Source organism: Kroppenstedtia sanguinis, from assembly GCF_050433445.1.
GTDB lineage: Bacteria > Bacillota > Bacilli > Thermoactinomycetales > DSM-45169 > Kroppenstedtia > Kroppenstedtia sanguinis.
On sequence record NZ_JBNPXF010000003.1, the window covers coordinates 54,225 to 71,860 of the forward strand.

Annotated in this window: 15 protein-coding genes; 13 read left to right on the forward strand and 2 right to left on the reverse strand. The window is 52.5% G+C overall.

What is annotated here, in order from left to right; all coding sequences use genetic code 11:
- Positions 1-2 precede the first annotated feature (2 nt).
- From rpe to JOD24_RS02865, 6 genes are all read left to right on the forward strand, one after another.
- The gene (rpe, locus tag JOD24_RS02840) at positions 3-686 is read left to right on the forward strand and encodes a ribulose-phosphate 3-epimerase (RefSeq protein WP_380163888.1); all 684 of its coding nucleotides are present in this window, start codon (positions 3-5) and stop codon (positions 684-686) included.
- Between the two features lie 129 nt (positions 687-815).
- A complete protein-coding gene (locus tag JOD24_RS02845) occupies positions 816-1,463 on the forward strand; it encodes a thiamine diphosphokinase (protein ID WP_380163886.1) in 648 nt (215 codons plus the stop codon).
- Between the two features lie 110 nt (positions 1,464-1,573).
- The gene (gene spoVM / locus JOD24_RS02850; protein WP_040387229.1) at positions 1,574-1,657 is read left to right on the forward strand and encodes a stage V sporulation protein SpoVM; all 84 of its coding nucleotides are present in this window, start codon (positions 1,574-1,576) and stop codon (positions 1,655-1,657) included.
- Between the two features lie 568 nt (positions 1,658-2,225).
- Positions 2,226-4,895 carry a hypothetical protein gene (locus JOD24_RS02855; protein ID WP_429246294.1) on the forward strand — a complete coding sequence of 890 codons (2,670 nt, stop codon included), beginning with the start codon at positions 2,226-2,228 and terminating at the stop codon, positions 4,893-4,895.
- Positions 4,896-4,908: 13 nt separating this feature from the next.
- Positions 4,909-6,591: an SWIM zinc finger family protein gene (locus JOD24_RS02860; protein ID WP_380163882.1), complete on the forward strand. Its 1,683-nt coding sequence runs from the start codon at positions 4,909-4,911 to the stop codon at positions 6,589-6,591.
- Complete coding sequence (locus JOD24_RS02865; protein ID WP_380163880.1) at positions 6,575-8,032, forward strand: reverse transcriptase family protein; 1,458 nt, start codon at positions 6,575-6,577, stop codon at positions 8,030-8,032. Before JOD24_RS02860 ends, JOD24_RS02865 begins: the two co-directional genes overlap by 17 nt.
- A 94-nt stretch (positions 8,033-8,126) precedes the next feature.
- Here the strand turns inward: JOD24_RS02865 and JOD24_RS02870 are convergent, their stop codons facing one another.
- Positions 8,127-9,581 carry a hypothetical protein gene (locus JOD24_RS02870; RefSeq protein WP_380134912.1) on the reverse strand — a complete coding sequence of 485 codons (1,455 nt, stop codon included), beginning with the start codon at positions 9,579-9,581 and terminating at the stop codon, positions 8,127-8,129.
- A 190-nt stretch (positions 9,582-9,771) separates the two neighbouring features.
- On the opposite strand from JOD24_RS02870, the gene JOD24_RS02875 reads away from it, so the two are divergent.
- A complete protein-coding gene (locus JOD24_RS02875; RefSeq protein ID WP_429246295.1) occupies positions 9,772-10,254 on the forward strand; it encodes a hypothetical protein in 483 nt (160 codons plus the stop codon).
- 78 nt (positions 10,255-10,332) lie between these two features.
- Here the strand turns inward: JOD24_RS02875 and rpmB are convergent, their stop codons facing one another.
- Complete coding sequence (gene rpmB, locus JOD24_RS02880; protein WP_188428964.1) at positions 10,333-10,521, reverse strand: 50S ribosomal protein L28; 189 nt, start codon at positions 10,519-10,521, stop codon at positions 10,333-10,335.
- 254 nt (positions 10,522-10,775) lie between these two features.
- Between rpmB and JOD24_RS02885 the strand changes: the two genes are divergently transcribed.
- From JOD24_RS02885 to recG, 6 genes are all read left to right on the forward strand, one after another.
- On the forward strand, positions 10,776-11,141 hold the full coding sequence (locus JOD24_RS02885; protein ID WP_380163874.1) for an Asp23/Gls24 family envelope stress response protein: 366 nt from the start codon (positions 10,776-10,778) through the stop codon (positions 11,139-11,141).
- Between the two features lie 9 nt (positions 11,142-11,150).
- Entirely contained in the window at positions 11,151-12,845 is a 1,695-nt protein-coding gene (locus JOD24_RS02890; RefSeq protein WP_429246342.1) for a DAK2 domain-containing protein, read from the forward strand.
- A 22-nt stretch (positions 12,846-12,867) separates the two neighbouring features.
- Positions 12,868-13,725, forward strand: coding sequence for a DegV family protein (locus tag JOD24_RS02895; RefSeq protein ID WP_380163872.1), 858 nt, complete (start codon positions 12,868-12,870; stop codon positions 13,723-13,725).
- A 48-nt stretch (positions 13,726-13,773) separates the two neighbouring features.
- A complete protein-coding gene (gene sdaAB, locus JOD24_RS02900) occupies positions 13,774-14,430 on the forward strand; it encodes an L-serine ammonia-lyase, iron-sulfur-dependent subunit beta (RefSeq protein WP_380163870.1) in 657 nt (218 codons plus the stop codon).
- 195 nt (positions 14,431-14,625) lie between these two features.
- A complete protein-coding gene (gene sdaAA, locus JOD24_RS02905; RefSeq protein ID WP_380163868.1) occupies positions 14,626-15,513 on the forward strand; it encodes an L-serine ammonia-lyase, iron-sulfur-dependent, subunit alpha in 888 nt (295 codons plus the stop codon).
- 1 nt (position 15,514) lies between these two features.
- Positions 15,515-17,560 carry an ATP-dependent DNA helicase RecG gene (recG, locus tag JOD24_RS02910; protein ID WP_429246343.1) on the forward strand — a complete coding sequence of 682 codons (2,046 nt, stop codon included), beginning with the start codon at positions 15,515-15,517 and terminating at the stop codon, positions 17,558-17,560.
- Positions 17,561-17,636 lie beyond the last annotated feature (76 nt).

Consider the following 17,636-nt stretch of genomic DNA (forward strand, 5'->3'; position numbering starts at 1 on the left):
CCATGGTAAAAATCGCACCGTCCATCCTGTCCGCCGATTTTTCACGTTTGGGAGAGGAGATTGCCGATGTAGAACGGGCTGGAGCAGATTGGATTCACGTCGATGTGATGGACGGCCATTTCGTGCCGAACCTAACGATCGGCCCCTTGATTGTAGAGGCGATTCGCCCCTGGACGCGCTTACCTCTGGATGTTCATCTGATGATTGAAGAGCCGGACCAGTATATTCCTTCCTTTGCCCGAGCGGGGGCCGACTGGATCTCCGTTCATCAGGAAGCCTGTCCCCATCTGCACCGCACTATCCACTTGATCAAGGAACAGGGTGTCAAGGCGGGAGTGGTACTCAATCCAGCCACCCCGGTGGAGGTGTTGCAACCGATCTTGCCGGATCTGGATCTGGTGCTGTTGATGACCGTTAACCCTGGTTTCGGGGGGCAAGCCTTTATCCCTGGGGTACTGGATAAGATCCAGCGAGTACGGCAAATGTTGGAGGAGGCCGGGCTCTCCGGTGTGGAGCTGGAAGTGGATGGCGGAATCAATCCGGAAACTGCTGCAGAGACCGTAGCCGCTGGGGCATCGGTGCTGGTGGCTGGTTCGGCGGTCTTCGGCCAGAAAGATAGGGGAGAAGCGATCTCCGCTCTTCACAGGGGAACCCAGTCCGTTACCGGGAATCGAGGAGTCCAATGAGGTGTAGGGGTGAATCCAGATGAAAATCGCAGTGATGGCAGGGAGGGTTGGGGAAAGGTTTATCGTGGAACTTTCGATCGGGCTCCCCTCTCTGCAAGCCGCCCAAGCTTCCCGACGGGTGCAGACGGGATGAACAGTCGTTGGGTGGTGGTGGCGGGGGGAGAATTGGCGGATGAGAATTTGGGAGCGATTCGGCCAGAGGACCGAGTGGTGGGCGTCGATGGCGGTGTCCAAGCACTTCGACGGGTAAATCTCCCTATTCACTTGGCCGTGGGGGACTTTGACACCCTGGGGTCCCAGGCTCCCCGTTTGTTGAAGGAGGCGGGCATCCCTGTGAAGCGCCTGCCGGCGGAGAAGGATATGACCGATACCCAATATGCGGTGGAGACCGCCATCGCGGAAGGGGCACAGGAGATTTTGGTTTTGGGCGCTCTGGGTGGGGCCCGTTTTGACCACGCCCTGGCCAACCTGTTTCTGTTGGAGAAAATCGAGGCGGCGGGCATTCGCGGAACCATTGAAAACGTCAGTAACCGGATTCGCCTTCATCCTGGAGCGGGAAAAGAACTGTGGTTAAAGAGAGGATTATTCCCTTATGTCTCTTTGCTCGCTCTGACGGATCAGGTGGAAGGTGTCTCCTTGGAAGGGTTTCGCTACCCTTTGTGTGAAGCGACCTTGTACCGTCCATATCCCCGGGGAATCAGCAACGAGTTGGTGGCCAGCCGAGGGAAAATCCGCATCCGGAGCGGGAAACTGTTGGTGGTGGAAAGTCGCGATTGATTGGGCGCGGTCGGTTTTCTGTTCTAGGCACCTTGGCCCCTTTATAGAATATATATAAGTGACAGGGTGATACGTCGCCTTGCGAGCAACAGGGTGAAGGAGGGATCGGGATGAAATTTTACACCATCAAACTTCCCAAGTTCCTCGGCGGGATGGTCAAAGCCCTATTGGGTGTTTTCCAGAAGGAAAAATAGGTAGCTGACCTGCTGCCCCCGCCCGGGGTTCGTATCGAAAGTGTTGAAATGATGATCCATTTTATCGCCCGGGCGTCCGGGTGACTGGTCACGAAAAGAAAGCGGCGACGTAGTCTGGTGTCACATCTGTATCCACCGCGAGGAACAAAAGGAACGGCCGTCGAAGCGGCCTCTTTTTACTGTTGCGGAGGAATTGAAATCTTTAAAAAAAGTGTTTGACATCGAATATTTGTTTGCTTTATAATTAGCATGAAATCATTAGCTTGTCCATCCTTGTTCAGCAGGATTGTATGGCGTTCCGCCATGCTTGCGTTGACGGTTCCAGATCCGTCACCCGGCTCCGCCTTACTTGGCAGTCGGGGGGACACTACCCCCAGACTCGGCTGCCTGAAAAGGCGTGGCCGCAGCCTCTTTTGTCAGGGGGTAGTGTCCCCCCGACTGTTCAGTGACGAAACCGACTCGATGGAATTTTAGTGAACACGGATGGGAGGGAACCCGGCCTTGAAAGGTCGGGTTTTCTTTATCCCGGTCACCGGGACCGGGATGATGATTCCAGGGAGGGAAGAGCATGGATGAACAGTCCCCAAAGGGACAAGCCCCTGATGAGAAAATGGGGGAGGAAAAAAAGTTTGAGGCATGGTGGCGAAAAGAAGAACCGGTAGAGCCCCTGCCTAAAGAATTTCAGTCACTGTTGGATCAAGGGAGTCGTTATTTTCTCACCAAATTTGAGCGTGGGTATGAATTGCGTTCCCATCCAGCTTGGTTTTGGACCTTATATCTAGATGGTCGCCCCCTGGCTCGGCAGGCATTGCACAAATGGATGAATAATAGTCCGTACTCTTGGTTCACTCAGGAACAATACCGCTACCTGAAGGCGGTATTTAAACTGGCGGAACAACGACGGGATGCGGAAGTCTGGGGAAGACTGGCACACCAGTTCGACCTCTCAGCCTATTCGTACTACGGCCGTCCCTACTCCAGCCGAACGGATCTCTATCTTCGACGGCGGGTTTGGCGAGTCTTGCGCAACCTGGGACGGGAAGGGGCCTCAGACTACACTCGCATGGCAGCGGAGATTTTGATCCACTATCATGCAAGGAACCACTTCTGGGGAAGTAGTCGGGATGATCAGATTGGGGGCTATCTGGACTTTTATGTGCTGAATCAGATTTTGTATCGCAACAGTTCCCGGTTTGTCTGTGATAAGAACCGGAAATGGAGACTGGCCGACCGGCCGAGGGAGGAGTTGGAGAGGTTTCCGGAGGAGCGGGAAGAAGCCTTCCCCGAATTGTGGGACCGGGTGCCGGAGCGGCTGTGGCACATCCTGGTGCACGGGAAAGCGAAACCGGTGATTCAGTTTGCGATCCGGGCACTAAAGAAAGGAAATCCGGAATTTTTCGCCGGACTGAATTCCGAGGTGTTTTTGGAGTTGCTGGAAGCAGAAGAGCCCGTGAAAAGGGCCTTTGCCGCCGATGAGATTATCGCCCGAATGAATCCTGATCATCCGGAATTTTCCTTTTTGTTGAAAATGTTAGTGACTCTGGATCCAGAAGTCCGAAACAAAGCGTTCTCCTTTGTGGAATGGAACGTCTCCCGTTGGTCCTGGGAACAATCCCTGAGGCTGACCCGGATCGTACTGAATAAGCTGATCCAGGTTCCGGGGTTGGATGGGGAGGTGTCCCATGAGTTGGCGGATCTGTTGGTCAAAGTATTGGGGACGCCTCTTCATCACCTGTCCACCCTGGATATCGCTACCCAGCTGTTGAATGGGAAATCCCGTATGCACTGGGAGATGGTGTCGGAAGTGTTGTACCGCATTCATTACCAACGTCATCCCTATACGGAGCGGGATCTGTTACCCTTTTTAAAACATGAAAATGAAACCATCCGGGTGGTGGCCAAAAATCAGCTGGTTCTTTACCGGGAACATTGGCAGATCGACCGGGACTTTCTGTCGGAATTGATGGAGACCCCGGATAGCTTCCAGTTATTTCTTGAAGTCGAGGCGCTGGTGGAGATCTTAAAGGGCTTTCCACTGTTGGAAGTCGCCGGGGAACTGCTGGAGTCAAATGTAGCCGCGTCCCGGGAATTGGCGGCATCGGTTCTGGATCTGTTAGGGAACAGTCGTGATCTGGATGTAAAATACCCGGTTCGGGAACTGCTTCCTTTCTTGTCCAATGAGCTCTCCAGGGTGAGAGGAGCGGCACAGAAGCTGGTTCGCTATCCTTATTGGTATTTTCAGCTGGATACGGATTTTGTGATGGATCTGCTCTCCATTCCAGATGACAATCACCTTCGGTTTATGCGGGACTGCTTTGCCCATTGGGAATATTCATGGCACTGGAGTCAACTTCTGTCGGAGCATGGAGACGAGCTGTTCCAGCGTCTCTGGGCCCGGATGACGCAACCGGAGACGCCGGATTCCATTCGGGACCTGATCCGGGAGGAGGTATTGGAGAATCTCTTCCGGGATAAACTGAACTCCTTGCCTATGGAACGGATTCTTCCCCTGTTGGAGAGCACGGACACGGGATTGCAGGAATTGGGGGTTCGGTTGCTAAATCAGCTGGAACCGTCGCCGGATGCACTGGCGAAGGAACTTCTGTTTGACCTGGCTCACAGTCGGGTGGCGGCGGCGAGGGAGACGGGACGCCGTCTGCTGGAACACCGGTTGTCGGAGCTGGCCTCCGGGGATTGGGCGAATCTGGCGGAAACCGATTGGGAGGACACCCGGGAGTGGGTGTTTTGGCGGATGGAGACGGAGGTGCCGGAAGAGGCGGTCGATCCAGATTTGGTCTGCGGTCTAGCGGACAGTAGCTTTCCCGAGGTTCGGCAACAAGGATTGCAGTGGGCCACCCTTCCCAGGATGTGGCCCCATCGCCGGGAGTTGGTTCAGCGGTTGGGAGAGAGTCCCTTTCCCGAAGTTCAACTCTTCGCCCTGGAGCAAGCAGGTCATCTGGATTGGGGGGCCAAGGGGTTGAAAGGGATGGAACTTTTCTTCCGACGGGTTCTGTTTCAGGTCAACGGAAGCCGAAAAGCAAAGGATCTGGCCTTGGAATTGTTATGGCGGGAAGGTGCTGCTGAGGAGGAGCGAGCCCGGTTGGCGGTCCATCTGTTACAGGATTACTTGCGAAACGCCGGCAAGCGGGATTTTGAAAAGGTGATGGTGATCTTGACCCGGTTGTCGGAGCGCCATCCGGGACTGGACACTCCGTTGGGTCGGGTGTCAGACAGCTGAAGGGGGAGAGTCGATGCAATTTCAACAGGTATACGCAAACTCGAGTCGGATCCGTCATAGTGATAGCGGGACGACGGTCTCTTTTTCCCCGGACCTGGGGCGGGAACCCACCTATTTCCGGGGACGGATCGCCGATCCCGTCCGGTATCGGGATGCGATGAGCGCCTTGCGGGATGTGGTGGTCTCCGATTTGAAGTACAAGCCGAAGGATCACAGCGCCTACCAGGCCTGGGTGCGGGAGCAGTATATTCAGGATATCGCGGAGCAATTGTCGGTCAAGCAGGAATGGGTGAGCCGGATGCAGGAGGTTCACACTCGTGTCTGGGAGTTGGAACAGAAGATCGATGTGAGGAACCGGGATTACCATAGAGCGATGCGCCGGTATTTCAATTACCTCTACACCCATGACAAGGCAGGGTGGTTTGTCCTCGATCCGGTGATCACTGTCGCTCCGGACCAGGTTTTCTTTGAAGCTTTTTCCCAGGATGAGTCCTCCTACGGACGATTGGCCGTTCACGAAGAGATGTTCCGGGATGTGACAGAGTTTGAGTACGGGACGACCAATATCGACTTCTCGGATTCCCTACACGGGGAATTGCTCCGGATGAGAACCTATCGGCCTACCGAGTTTCAGATCGATCCCGGCGGTTTTGAAGTGGCCACGGAGGGGCGGGAGGTGTACAAGGAGCAGAAAATCGATGTGCCGGAAAGCTGGATTCGCGGTTTTCTTCAAGTGCAGTCGGCGATGAGCTTGCCGACGGTCTCCCTTCGGGTCCAACCCATCGACATCTACAATTTGTGCACCTTCCTGCGGCGAAACCGGGAAAAACAAGGTCCCCGCTCCCTCCGCTATCGCCTGCGACCGGGACAACCCGTCCAAGTGGTGATCGATCCTTGGGGGGAAGTGCTCACCTTCAACCAAAGCGTCTACACAGGGGATGTGGACCGGGAGATCCGGACTTGGGGCCGACGTCGTCTCTTTCTGTTGGAGAAGTTGTTACCCCTCGCCCGCAGCATTACGATTCATCTGCTCGGCACAGGGATGCCCAGTTTCTACATCGCCGACCTGGGTGGGGTCAGTTTTACACTGGGGCTCTCCGGCTGGACGAGAAATGATTGGTCCGCCTCAGGAAATTTTGATCTGATGGTGGGAGGCGTCCCGGTTTCTCCGATGGACAGCAGCCGGGTGTTCGCCGAGCTGAAACTACGGAAAACAGCCACCTCCGCTGAGTTGGCTCGTCGCACGGGACTCTCGCAAGACGTCACCCAGTCTGCCCTCCGTCAACTGTGCCATGCGGGGCGGGTGATGTTTGATCTGGAGACGGGTTGTTTCCGATTGCGAGAGCTGACTCGGGATCCCTTGCCCATCGATGATTTGAAATATAACAATCCACGTGAAAAAGAGGCAGAGAAGTTGATCACGGAAGGTAAGGCCCGTCTCCTCTCCGTAAATCGGGAAGGGGAGGATTGCCTACTCAAGGGAGAGGTGCCGGTCCGATCCCGAACCCACCAACCGGAAGTTCAGCTGGATGGAGAAGGTCGGATCGTCCAGGCCGCCTGTGACTGTTACTTTTTCAAGCAGAACAAATTGATGCAGGGGCCTTGTGAGCACATCCTGGCCACGGTGGTTCTTTACCGCCGGGCGATGAACGGATCTCAGGGGGAAAGGGTTGTGAACATTGCAGGAAAAAAATGATGGGGAAGTGCAGCCCCTCTCCCGTGAAGAGTGGCTGGAACGAGTGATGCAGGAGGGACGGGACGAGGTGATCCGGCGGGAAATGATCCGGATGGGTTTCTGGTCGGAGAAGCCCCTCCCTCCTGAAGATTTGGAGAAACAGGCACAGGAAGAAAAAGAGCTGGCTCAACTGAAGAAGGAATTGGAATCCCTGGAGGAGAAGACCCGGAAACTGGGGGACCTCGAGGCGATGATCCGAAAACGGAGACAGGAACGGATCGAGGAAAGCAAACGGCGGCGTGCGCAACGCAAGGAAGAGCGGGCTCGCCAGCGGGCTGAGGCCCAAGCCAAGTGGAAGGAATACCGGGAGCAGCATGTGATCCATGTAGGGGAAGGTTTTTCCGGGGATCTGGAGCGCCTGGAGAGTGAGGAGGAAAAACTGAAGAAGTTGGGGTTGCCTCTGATTCATACCCCCCAAGAGCTGGCCGAGGCGATGGAGATTCCCCTGGGACGTCTGAAATGGTTGACTTATCACCGGGACACTGCGACTATATCCCACTATCACCATTTCACCATTCCCAAAAAAAGCGGTGGCCAGCGAATTCTCTCCGCCCCCAAGAAACACCTGCGCCAGGCCCAGGAATGGATTCAGGCACACCTGCTGAACCGGGTAGAGGTGCACCCTTGTGCCTATGGGTTTGTCCGGGGGAAAAGCATCGTAGATAACGCGGCCCACCATGTTGGGAAGGCAGCGGTGATCAAAATGGACCTGAAAGATTTTTTCCCCAGCGTCCATTACCCCCGGGTCAAGGGATTGTATCAGTCCCTCGGCTACAGTCCTGCGGTCAGCACGCTGTTGGCCTTGTTGTGCACCGAGCCACCCCGCCGGAAGGTAGAATTTGACGGCCAGATCTACCATGTATCCCTGGGGGATCGCCATTTGCCCCAGGGAGCCTCCACCAGTCCGGCGATCACCAATCTCCTGTGCCGTCGATTGGATGAACGGTTGTTAGGTTTGGCAGATTCCCATGGTTTTTCATACACTCGCTATGCTGATGACCTCACCTTTTCCTGTTGGCCTTCCGGGGTAAAGCAGATCGGGGCATTGCTAGGAACGGCCCGGGGGATTGTCCGGTATGAAGGATTTGAGGTGAATGAGGAGAAAACTAGGGTTCTTCGCAGCTCCCGAAGACAGGCGGTCACCGGGATCACCGTCAATGCAAAACCCAATCTCAACCGTGGCGAATTGCGCGCTTTTCGGGCTCTCCTGCACCAGGTGGAACAAAATGGACTAGAAGGGCAGAACATCCATAATCACCCGAACTTCTGGGAATATATCAAGGGCTATACCAGCTATATCGAGATGGTCCGGGGAGAAGCCGCTGCCCCCTACAGGGAGCAGGTGAAGCGGATCGCCCGCAAGTACGGACTGAATGCAAAAATGGAAAGTGGACATCCGTAAAAGAAAAGCAAAGAAGCACCCTGCAGGGTGCTTCTTTGCAGGCTGTCGAGATTTTAACGACGCTTGAAGACCCGCTTAAGCGGGTCTTTTATCATTAATTGATTGAAGCGGTATACTGAAAGCTCCAAGTCACTGAGTCAATATTGGGGTAACCATAGATTTGCCCCCGTACACCTCCCCAGTGTTTTTCATATCTCATCGTATATCCCGTAAAATCACTTGAAATGGTGCGATATACTTTACCGTTATTAACTAATCGTTGATCTTCAGGGGTCGCTTGAAAACTATGGACTTGACCAAATGCTAGGAGTTCCTGGCCACTCAAGCTATCCCATATGTCGTAACCTGTATCTGCATACGGAATCAATCCCCAAACGAATGCTACTAAGTCTGGATCCTCCCACAATACCCCATTCACTTGTTGATTGATATAGACATTATCTCCTTCCAATGCGCCATGGGCTATCTGTAAATCCTCCAATATTAAACCCGTGTCATAGTATACAACCTGAAGTTGACCGGTTAAATGGTTATATTCCAGCGCCAACCCATGATTGATTTCCGTTTGTGATTCGAATCCCTGAAGTGCATCATTGAAGCGAGCTATGAGGTTCAAGTAGGAAAATTGGGTAATAGTGGAGTAAAAATAGTCTTCACTTCTAGCATTATAGGCACCATACGGCTCTGAATTGATGTAATGGTATCTTTTCCAGCCAGATCCCTTGAATAGACTTTCGGGGATATCATAGTTGGAAAGCTGAACACCGTTCGGATAACGGCGAGAGTCCTTTAAATCATTAAGCAACCGAAGAAGCTCTTTTTGGGAGACATTAATATCGGTCCAACCATCAGCTTGAATGGAAATGGGTTTTTCTACGGAGAGTTTTCCTTTTGAATCCACTTTTCCAGTCATTTTGAAATCCATGGAGTCTTCGATTTTTGAAAAATCGGATTTACGGCTGATATACATGAGGTTGACAATTTTTTCTCTGACTTCATTGGCTTTCATTCGGTGATTTTTGACTTGCTGTTGGGCACCACTGAAAAGCTGAGTAAACTCTTGATCAGGAAGGGCTTTTTGAAGAATGACCCGTTCTCCACTTTTCTTATGCTCCAAAATTAAAGACAAGATAGTTTTGCCTTCCAAACTACGGTTTTCTTTTAAGAGAACAGTCCCCTTGTTCTGTTTTTCGACCCACAATTGTAGTACATTAAAATCCTTGGTTCCTTTAAGTTCGCCGAGAACCAGTTTTTTATCGTAGGCTCCTTTGCCAGTAGCAGGATAAAGATTCCCAGTCAAAGACAGATCGTAAGTACGGCCTTTGTAAGTCAATTTCCCTTGAATTTGAGCCGATCCATCTGTCTGGGATAATTGTATGTTTTGCAAATTCGCACTGGAATCAACGTCCTTAAATTCATGGTTTTTGACGACCCCGTTGATGCTTTGAATCTCAAACTCACTTTGGGATTGTCCACTTTGGGCCGCTACGGGAGAGAAAAGGGAGAGTACCAAGAAACACGCTAACAAGAAACTGACCGATTTCCTCAAGAAAAATCCCTCCATAAAAAAAATTAGCATGTACAATAACACATTATTGTAAATGCATGTAAATTATAGCACGAACTATTCAGTGAAGTAAACCTATTGCCAAAACAGAGTTATATTGAAAATATCTTTATAAATGGGAATACGGAAGATATGCTATAGGTAGCGGTATTTTTACACAAAGGAGGAGTCTATGGTGCGGTATGGTGCTTTGTTTTTATTGATCAGTTTCATTTTTGCTGGATGTCAGTCAGAAGAGAGCTTTTCAGGGAAGGTTGGAGGTATTAATCATGGTCTTAGTGTGGGTAGCAAAAAATTAAGTGTTACAGTGTTTCAATGGGAAGGGGGGGGAATAAATCTAATAAAATCAGTGGAATTAATCATGGTAGAGCTTCCAGAGATAAAACAAAGAGAAGAGCAGATGCGAATACCACGAAAAATCATGAGTTTTTTGGGAAATGAATATGACTACAAAGTAACCGCCAAATTCGTGGATTCCCCAGAAAAAGGAGGGCCAACTCCGGGATTTATTTATCATAATAAAGAGGACATTGCTATAGCTCTATTAAAGCAAGGATATTTAAAAGTAGACAAGAATTCAGAGTTCGCTGATGATTATCCTGAAAAGTTCCAAAAGTACCTTAAGGCTGAATCTACTACTAAAGAAAGTAAGTAGAGGTACCACTAGTGACTTTGAACCGTGAATAAAGCAAAGAAGCACCCTGCAGGGTGCTTCTTTGTTAAAAACCGCCAATTAGGCGCGGGTCACTTTACCCGATTTGAGAGCTTTGGTGCTCACATAGACGCGTTTGGGTTTGCCATCGACCAAGATGCGAACTTTTTGGACGTTGGCCCCCCATTTGCGACGGGATTTCCGGTGTGAGTGGCTGACCTGGTTACCGGTACGCCCCTCTTTGCCGGTGATATAGCAACGACGTGCCATGTTCCCCACCTCCTGTCCTGTCTGGGAGAACGAATTGAAAATCTGTTGGGCCGGGTCTGGCCCGCCGGTCCCGGATCCGGATGCCGGAATCCGCGGACTACTCCGGGCAACAAAATACCTCACCATTTTAGCACAGGAACTATTCCCTTGCAAGAAGCCTCCCCCTTGAGTAAGATGGTTTTGTCTGCTTTTTTTCTGACAGAGGTTGTTGTACAATAAGCCTGAGCATGGAACCCGCTTGGGAGGAATTTGACATGACTTTGGATGTATCCACTCATTATGGAGAGATCGAAGTATCCAATGATGTGATCGCAACCATCGCCGGCGTTGCAGCCATGGATTGTTATGGTCTGGTGGGAATGGCTTCCCGTAGCCAATTGAAAGACGGCATCGCGGAACTCCTAGGCAAGGAAAACCTTAGCAAGGGAGTCGAGGTCCGGGAGGAACAGGGCCAGATGGAGATCGATATGCATATTATTGTGGGATACGGAACCAAAATTTCCGAGGTGGCCCACAATGTGCAATCCAAGGTGAAATACACCCTGGACCAGATGGTGGGGCTCCAAGTGAGCCGGGTGAATGTGTTTGTGCAAGGGGTCCGGTTGGTGAGCGAAGAGTAAGGGGGACCACTGTTGGTACGAGTGATTGATTCACAGATGTTTTTGGATATGGTTCGGGCGGGAGCGAAGAGACTCAACGGGAGCGTGGATCAAGTGAACGCGCTCAATGTGTTCCCGGTCCCGGATGGAGACACCGGCACCAATATGAACCTGACACTAACTTCCGGTGTAAAGGAGCTGGAAAGGGAAGCGGCTTCCAATGCCCACGTTGGGAAGTTGGCGGAAGCGCTTTCCAAGGGCTTACTCATGGGAGCCCGGGGAAACTCTGGCGTGATCCTCTCCCAATTGTTTCGCGGTTTTGCGAAAGGAGTGGCTGACCAGGAGATTTTAACTTCCCGGGAGTTTGTCGAGGGCTTGAAGCGTGGTGTGGACACGGCATACAAGGCAGTGATCAAGCCGGTGGAGGGAACGGTACTGACCGTGGCCCGGGAAGCCGCTGAGATGGCGGTTCGAACAGCTCACCGAACGGAAAACTTGGCAGAGTTGATGGAGAGGGTTCTGAAGGAATCCCGAAGCGCTCTCCAACGCACCCCGGAACAGCTCCCGGTTCTGGCCCAGGCCGGCGTGGTCGATGCAGGGGGACAGGGGCTTGTTCGGATCTATGAAGGATTTCTGGCAGCACTGACCGGTGAGGAAGTCTCCTACACAATGACCGATGCAGACGGAGAATCTGTCGATTTAAATCGTCTCGGAGAGATTGCCCACCGGCAGAGTGCCCAATCCCATTTTGAAACCGGGGATATTGAACATGGGTATTGCACGGAATTTATTGTTCAATTGAAACCGGACAAGTTATTGGAAACTCCTTTCTCAGAAGAGCAGTTTCGCAGGGATATGGCCAGGTTTGGCGACTCCCTTCTGGTCGTCGCCGATGATGATCTGGTCAAGGTTCACATCCACGCCGAGCAACCAGGAGACACCTTGACTTATGCCCAGCGTTATGGGGAGTTGACCCGGATCAAGATTGACAACATGCGGGAGCAACACGCCACAATTCTCGATACGGAACACCAAGAGTCAGGGGAACTGGCCTCCGTTTCAGAGAAAAAACGTTATGGGTTGGTGGCGGTGGCCAGCGGAGACGGAATTTCGGAGATTTTTCGGAGCCTGGGTGTCGATGTGGTCATTCAGGGCGGTCAAACCATGAATCCCAGCACGGAGGAGATGGTTCAGGCTGTTCGGGAGATTCCTGCAGAACATGTTTTCATACTTCCTAACAACAAAAATATCATTATGACTGCGGAACAGGTGACGGAACTAGTGGAGGTTCCGGTGACAGTTCTGCCGACCCGGAATATTCCCCAAGGTTTGGCAGCTCTTCTTTCCTTCAATGAAGAAGCGAATGCGGATCTGAACCAAAAACGTATGATGGAGAGCGTCGGGGATGTCTCTTCCGGTGAAGTTACTTACGCGGTTCGGGACTCCCAGTATGAAGGTGGAAACATCCAAGAGGGGGATTTTCTCGGCATCTGGGAAGGCCGGATTGAAACGGTCGGTGCAGACCTGCTGGCAACCTCTCGGGATCTCCTCACCCGGATGCTCACCCATGGTGGGGATATGGTCACTCTTCTTTACGGGGAAGACGTGACCCCGAACCAAATACAAGAGTTGACCCATTTCCTCGCGCAAAATTATCCTGACGTGGAATGCGAGGTTCACTACGGAGGACAACCCCTCTACTATTTCTTATTCTCCGTGGAATAACAAGATCAGTGGAGGTGCCCGAATGTCAAAAGTGCAGGTGATCACGGACAGCACAGCGGATATTCCCAAGCATCTCATCGAGGAGTTGGGGATCGCGGTTGTTCCGCTAAAAGTGCATTTGTCTGGTGAATCCTATGTGGACGGTGTAACCATCACGCCGTCTGAGTTTTATGCCCGCCTTAAGGAAAGCGATGAGATGCCGACCACATCCCAGCCTTCTCCCATCGACTTTGTAGAAGCATACCGGGAAGCGGCCAAGGATGTGAATGTGGACATCCTGTCCATCCATCTCTCTTCCGCTTTCAGTGGAACCTATCAGTCTGCCTTGCTGGCCCAATCCATGGTGGAAGATGAGCTCAAGGTGACGGTGATCGATTCGAAAAAGGCCTCTTATGCCATCGGGATGATCGTGGTCGAGGTGGCCCGGGCAGCCAAGGAAGGAAAATCCCTGGATGAGTGTGTGGCGATCGCCAACCGGCTCATCGAGGAGGAACAGGTTTTCTTCCTAGTCGATACCTTAGAGTATCTGCAGAAAGGCGGACGCATCGGGAAAGCATCCGCTGTGGTCGGTTCATTGCTCAATATTAAGCCGATCCTGTCCATCAACCCCGAGGGAGAAGTTTTTCCTGTGGACAAAGTGCGGGGAAAGGGAAAGGCGATCTCCCGTATCTTCGATATGTTACAGGAAAACATGCCGGAGGGGGCAAAGGATGTCTCCGTATTGTATACAGACAATCGGGAGGAAGCGGATCAGTGGGCTGAACGCCTCCAAGAGACGTTTCGAGTGGACCATGTGGAGTACACAGAGATCGGTCCGGTGATCGGGGCCCATGTGGGTCCGGGAACGATCGCTGTGGTCTGCTTACCCAAAACATCCTGAACCCGGCGAATCCGCAGGCGACCGGGTATGGGCGAGGAGGGAACCCGTATGAAATTTCGGTCTGTTTTTGATATTATCGGTCCTATTATGATTGGGCCCTCCAGTTCGCATACCGCAGGTGCGGCGCGGATCGGAAGGGCGGCCCGTTCTCTGTTCGGACGGTTGCCCCGACGGGTAACCATCACCTTGTACGGATCCTTTGCCAAGACGTATCGGGGACACGGGACGGATGTTGCCTTGGTCGGGGGATTGTTGGATTTTGACACCGATGACGAACGGATGGTGCAGGCCTTGGAGATGGCCCGGGAGTCAGGGGTGGAGATCACCTTCATTGAATCGGAAGAGGGGGCGGATCATCCCAATACAGCCCACCTTCATCTGGAGGATGATCAGGGGGATCTGGGAGTGACGGGAATCTCCATTGGCGGCGGCAAGATGGAAATCGTGGAGTTGAATGGTTTTGAATTGAGCCTTTCTGGAAGTGCCCCTGCGCTGCTGGTGACACATCATGACCGATATGGTGCGGTGGCCAAGGTGGCGACTGTCCTGGCCAATCACCAGATTAACATCGGTTATATGCAGGTATCCCGAAAAGAGAAGGGTTTGGAAGCGCTGATGATCATCGAAACCGATCAGCACGTGGAGGACCCGATTCAACAGGAGATCTTATCCCTGGAGGATATCACCGGAGTAACTGTGCTTTAAACCTTTGGAAGGATCGACCGGCAAAAGGCCGCCGTTTTTTAGACGGCGGCTGTTTTTGCCGGTTGTTCATGTAGAGAGGTTCGGTGTGTTAAAATGGCGGGAGAGGCTGGGAAAAAAACGATTTTGTTCCATTTCAAAGTTAAGCATGATCGGTAGATTTTCCAATGATAGATAGATTTGGGGGGGTGGAGGCAGATGAACTTTCGTTCAGTGGCGGAATTGGTGGAACTGGCGGAATCGGAACAGATGCCGATCTCCGAAATTATGATCCAAAAAGAAATGGAAACCTTTAATAAAAGCAGGCAAGCTGTGTTTGAACAGATGGGAAAAAACCTGGACGTGATGGAAAAGGCTGTCCACAAGGGATTGAATGAACAGACGAAATCCCATAGCGGCCTCACCGGGGGAGATGCTGTGAAAATCCGGACTTATATGAATGAAGCACCGGTCCTTCTCTCCGGGACAGATGCCCTGGATGTCGTATCCCGGTCCATGGCCGTCTCCGAGGTGAATGCCGCGATGGGGACGGTAGTGGCGACACCGACCGCTGGTGCCTGTGGAATCCTGCCTGGGTGTATTTTCACTGCAGCGGAGCGGCTGAACTCCGATCGGGAGACAATGGTGCGAGGACTCTTCGTCAGTGGTGCGATCGGATACTGCATCGCAAATAATGCCTTTATTTCCGGAGCAGCAGGGGGCTGTCAGGCGGAAGTGGGTTCTGCCACAGCCATGAGTGCGGCGGCGATGGTGGAAATGGCGGGAGGTTCTCCTTCCCAGTCGGCAGAGGCAGTGGCGATCGCTCTCAAAAACATGTTGGGCCTGGTCTGTGACCCGGTGGCGGGATTGGTGGAAGCCCCTTGTGTGAAGCGAAACGCTATGGGAGGAGCGATCGCTATGGTGGCAGCGGATATGGCGATGGCCGGTGTGAAGAGTGTGATTCCCACTGATGAGGTGATCGGAGCCATGTACCGGATCGGACGGGATATGCCTGCCAGCTTGAGAGAGACTGCATTGGGAGGGTTGGCGGCAACCCCGACGGGTCGTGCCCATGAGCAACGGATCTTCGGGAAGCCAGCCGAGTGAGATGGATTTGAACCTGAGATCTGTGACAGAGGTGCCAGGTGTGGGGCCAAAACGGGCCGAAGATCTAGAAAAATTGGGGATTCGGACCGTGGCTGATCTGCTTAGCTATTTTCCATATCGGTATGACGATTTTCGAGTCATCGATATCAGCAAAGCAGTTCATGAGGACAAAGCGACTTTGGAGGGGGTTGTGTACGGGCCTCCCAGTATCCGGTGGTACGGCAAGAAAAAATCCAGGCTGACTGTCCGCATCGAAGTGAACGGGGTCCATGTGGGAGTGGTCTGGTTTAATCAGCCCTTTCTAAAGAAAAAATTGAAGCCCGGTCTCAAAATCATTGTCTCTGGAACCTGGGATGCCCACCGATTGCAATTAACTGCTGACCGCTCTTGGATCGGTGACGAAAGCAAAGGCAGGGCCGATCGGATGGAACCGGTCTATTCTGTGACTGGCTCCATCCCGGTTTCCTGGTTGCGCCGGACCATCTATCAGGCTTTTGTCGCTTTTGGACGGGAGATCGAGGAGATCTTGCCGGAAGAGATTCGGCGACGCTATCGACTTCTTGACAGGGCCAAAGCCATGTATATCCTTCATTTTCCTAAGGGAAGAGATGATGGGAAGCAAGCACGCAGGCGAATGGTGTATGAAGAATTGTTCCTCTATGAGCTAAGGCTTCTCTGGCACCGTAGACAACAAAAGCAAAGGGACCAGGGGATTTCCCACCGCTTGGACCGGGAGAGATTAGAAGCTCTCATCGAAAAGCTTCCCTTCCCTCTAACGAGGGCCCAGCGACGGGTGGTGGAGGAAATCCTAGCGGATATGGAAACCGACAGCCGCATGAACCGATTGTTGCAAGGGGATGTCGGTTCAGGGAAAACGGTAGTGGCGGCAATCGTCCTGTATGCCAATTGGTTAAGCGGTTACCAGGGAGCGCTAATGGTGCCGACGGAGATTTTGGCGGAGCAGCATCTTCGGTCCCTGAAGGAAATCCTGGCGCCGATGGGAGTCCAACTGGAATTGTTGACAGGAAACATGACTGCCCGGGAAAAAAGGGATGTCCTATCCCGCATCCAGATGGGGTTGGTCGATCTGGTAGTAGGAACTCATGCGCTGATCCAGGAAAATGTTTATTATCACAACCTGGGGCTGGTGATTACCGATGAACAGCACCGTTTCGGAGTGCGTCAGCGCAGTGTTTTACGAGAAAAAGGGGAATCACCGGATGTCCTCCATATGACGGCCACCCCGATTCCCCGCACGCTGGCGATCACTGCCTACGGGGACATGGATATATCCACCATCGACGAAATGCCGGCAGGTCGGCAACCGGTGGAAACCTTTTGGGTTAAGCGGGATGTCTGGAGACGCGTAGTCGACTTGATCGGCAAGACCTGCCAGCGAGGACAGCAAGCCTATGTGATTTGTCCACTCATCGAAGAATCCGAAAAGGTGGATCTGCAAAACGCCCAAGATGTCTTTGAAGAGATTGCTGTCGCCCTTGCGCCGATTCGTGTCGGTCTGTTACATGGCCGCATGTCAGTGACAGAGAAAGATGAAGTGATGCAAAGTTTTTCCGACAACCAAATCCAGGTGCTCGTCTCCACCACCGTGGTGGAGGTGGGGGTGAATGTTCCCAATGCGACAATGATGGTGATTGATGACGCAGACCGTTTTGGATTGGCCCAACTCCATCAACTTCGTGGACGGGTGGGGCGTGGCGGAGGAAAAGCAACCTGCATTTTGGTAGCGGATCCCAAGTCTGAGACGGGTGTGGAACGGATGCGGGTGATGACCGATACGGCAGATGGATTTGAAATCGCTAGGCGGGATCTGGAATTGAGGGGACCGGGGGATTTTTTTGGTGTGAAACAAAGTGGAGCACCGGAATTTCGAGTGGCGGATCTGATCGGAGATTTTCGTGTGTTGGAGGTGGCCAGGGCAGATGCGGCGGCTCTCCTGGAAGTTCCAGACTGGGAAGCAGCCGGAGTACCGAGGACTTTGCGCAAGGTGATCGAAAGCGTTGGAAAAGAAGGAACCCAATTTGACTAAACAAGTTTTAAAAATGCACCCGACACATATATTGTTGTTGTGACTGCAAAGTCCGGTGGAGTGGGGTTCACCGGGC

Coding starts and splice junctions, on each gene's coding strand:
- rpe (WP_380163888.1), top strand. CDS start 3: ATGGTAAAAATCGCACCGTCCATCCTGTCCGCCGATTTTTCACGTTTG.
- JOD24_RS02845 (WP_380163886.1), top strand. CDS start 816: ATGAACAGTCGTTGGGTGGTGGTGGCGGGGGGAGAATTGGCGGATGAG.
- spoVM (WP_040387229.1), top strand. CDS start 1,574: ATGAAATTTTACACCATCAAACTTCCCAAGTTCCTCGGCGGGATGGTC.
- JOD24_RS02855 (WP_429246294.1), top strand. CDS start 2,226: ATGGATGAACAGTCCCCAAAGGGACAAGCCCCTGATGAGAAAATGGGG.
- JOD24_RS02860 (WP_380163882.1), top strand. CDS start 4,909: ATGCAATTTCAACAGGTATACGCAAACTCGAGTCGGATCCGTCATAGT.
- JOD24_RS02875 (WP_429246295.1), top strand. CDS start 9,772: ATGGTGCGGTATGGTGCTTTGTTTTTATTGATCAGTTTCATTTTTGCT.
- rpmB (WP_188428964.1), bottom strand. CDS start 10,521: ATGGCACGTCGTTGCTATATCACCGGCAAAGAGGGGCGTACCGGTAAC.
- JOD24_RS02885 (WP_380163874.1), top strand. CDS start 10,776: ATGACTTTGGATGTATCCACTCATTATGGAGAGATCGAAGTATCCAAT.
- JOD24_RS02895 (WP_380163872.1), top strand. CDS start 12,868: ATGTCAAAAGTGCAGGTGATCACGGACAGCACAGCGGATATTCCCAAG.
- sdaAB (WP_380163870.1), top strand. CDS start 13,774: ATGAAATTTCGGTCTGTTTTTGATATTATCGGTCCTATTATGATTGGG.
- sdaAA (WP_380163868.1), top strand. CDS start 14,626: ATGAACTTTCGTTCAGTGGCGGAATTGGTGGAACTGGCGGAATCGGAA.
- recG (WP_429246343.1), top strand. CDS start 15,515: ATGGATTTGAACCTGAGATCTGTGACAGAGGTGCCAGGTGTGGGGCCA.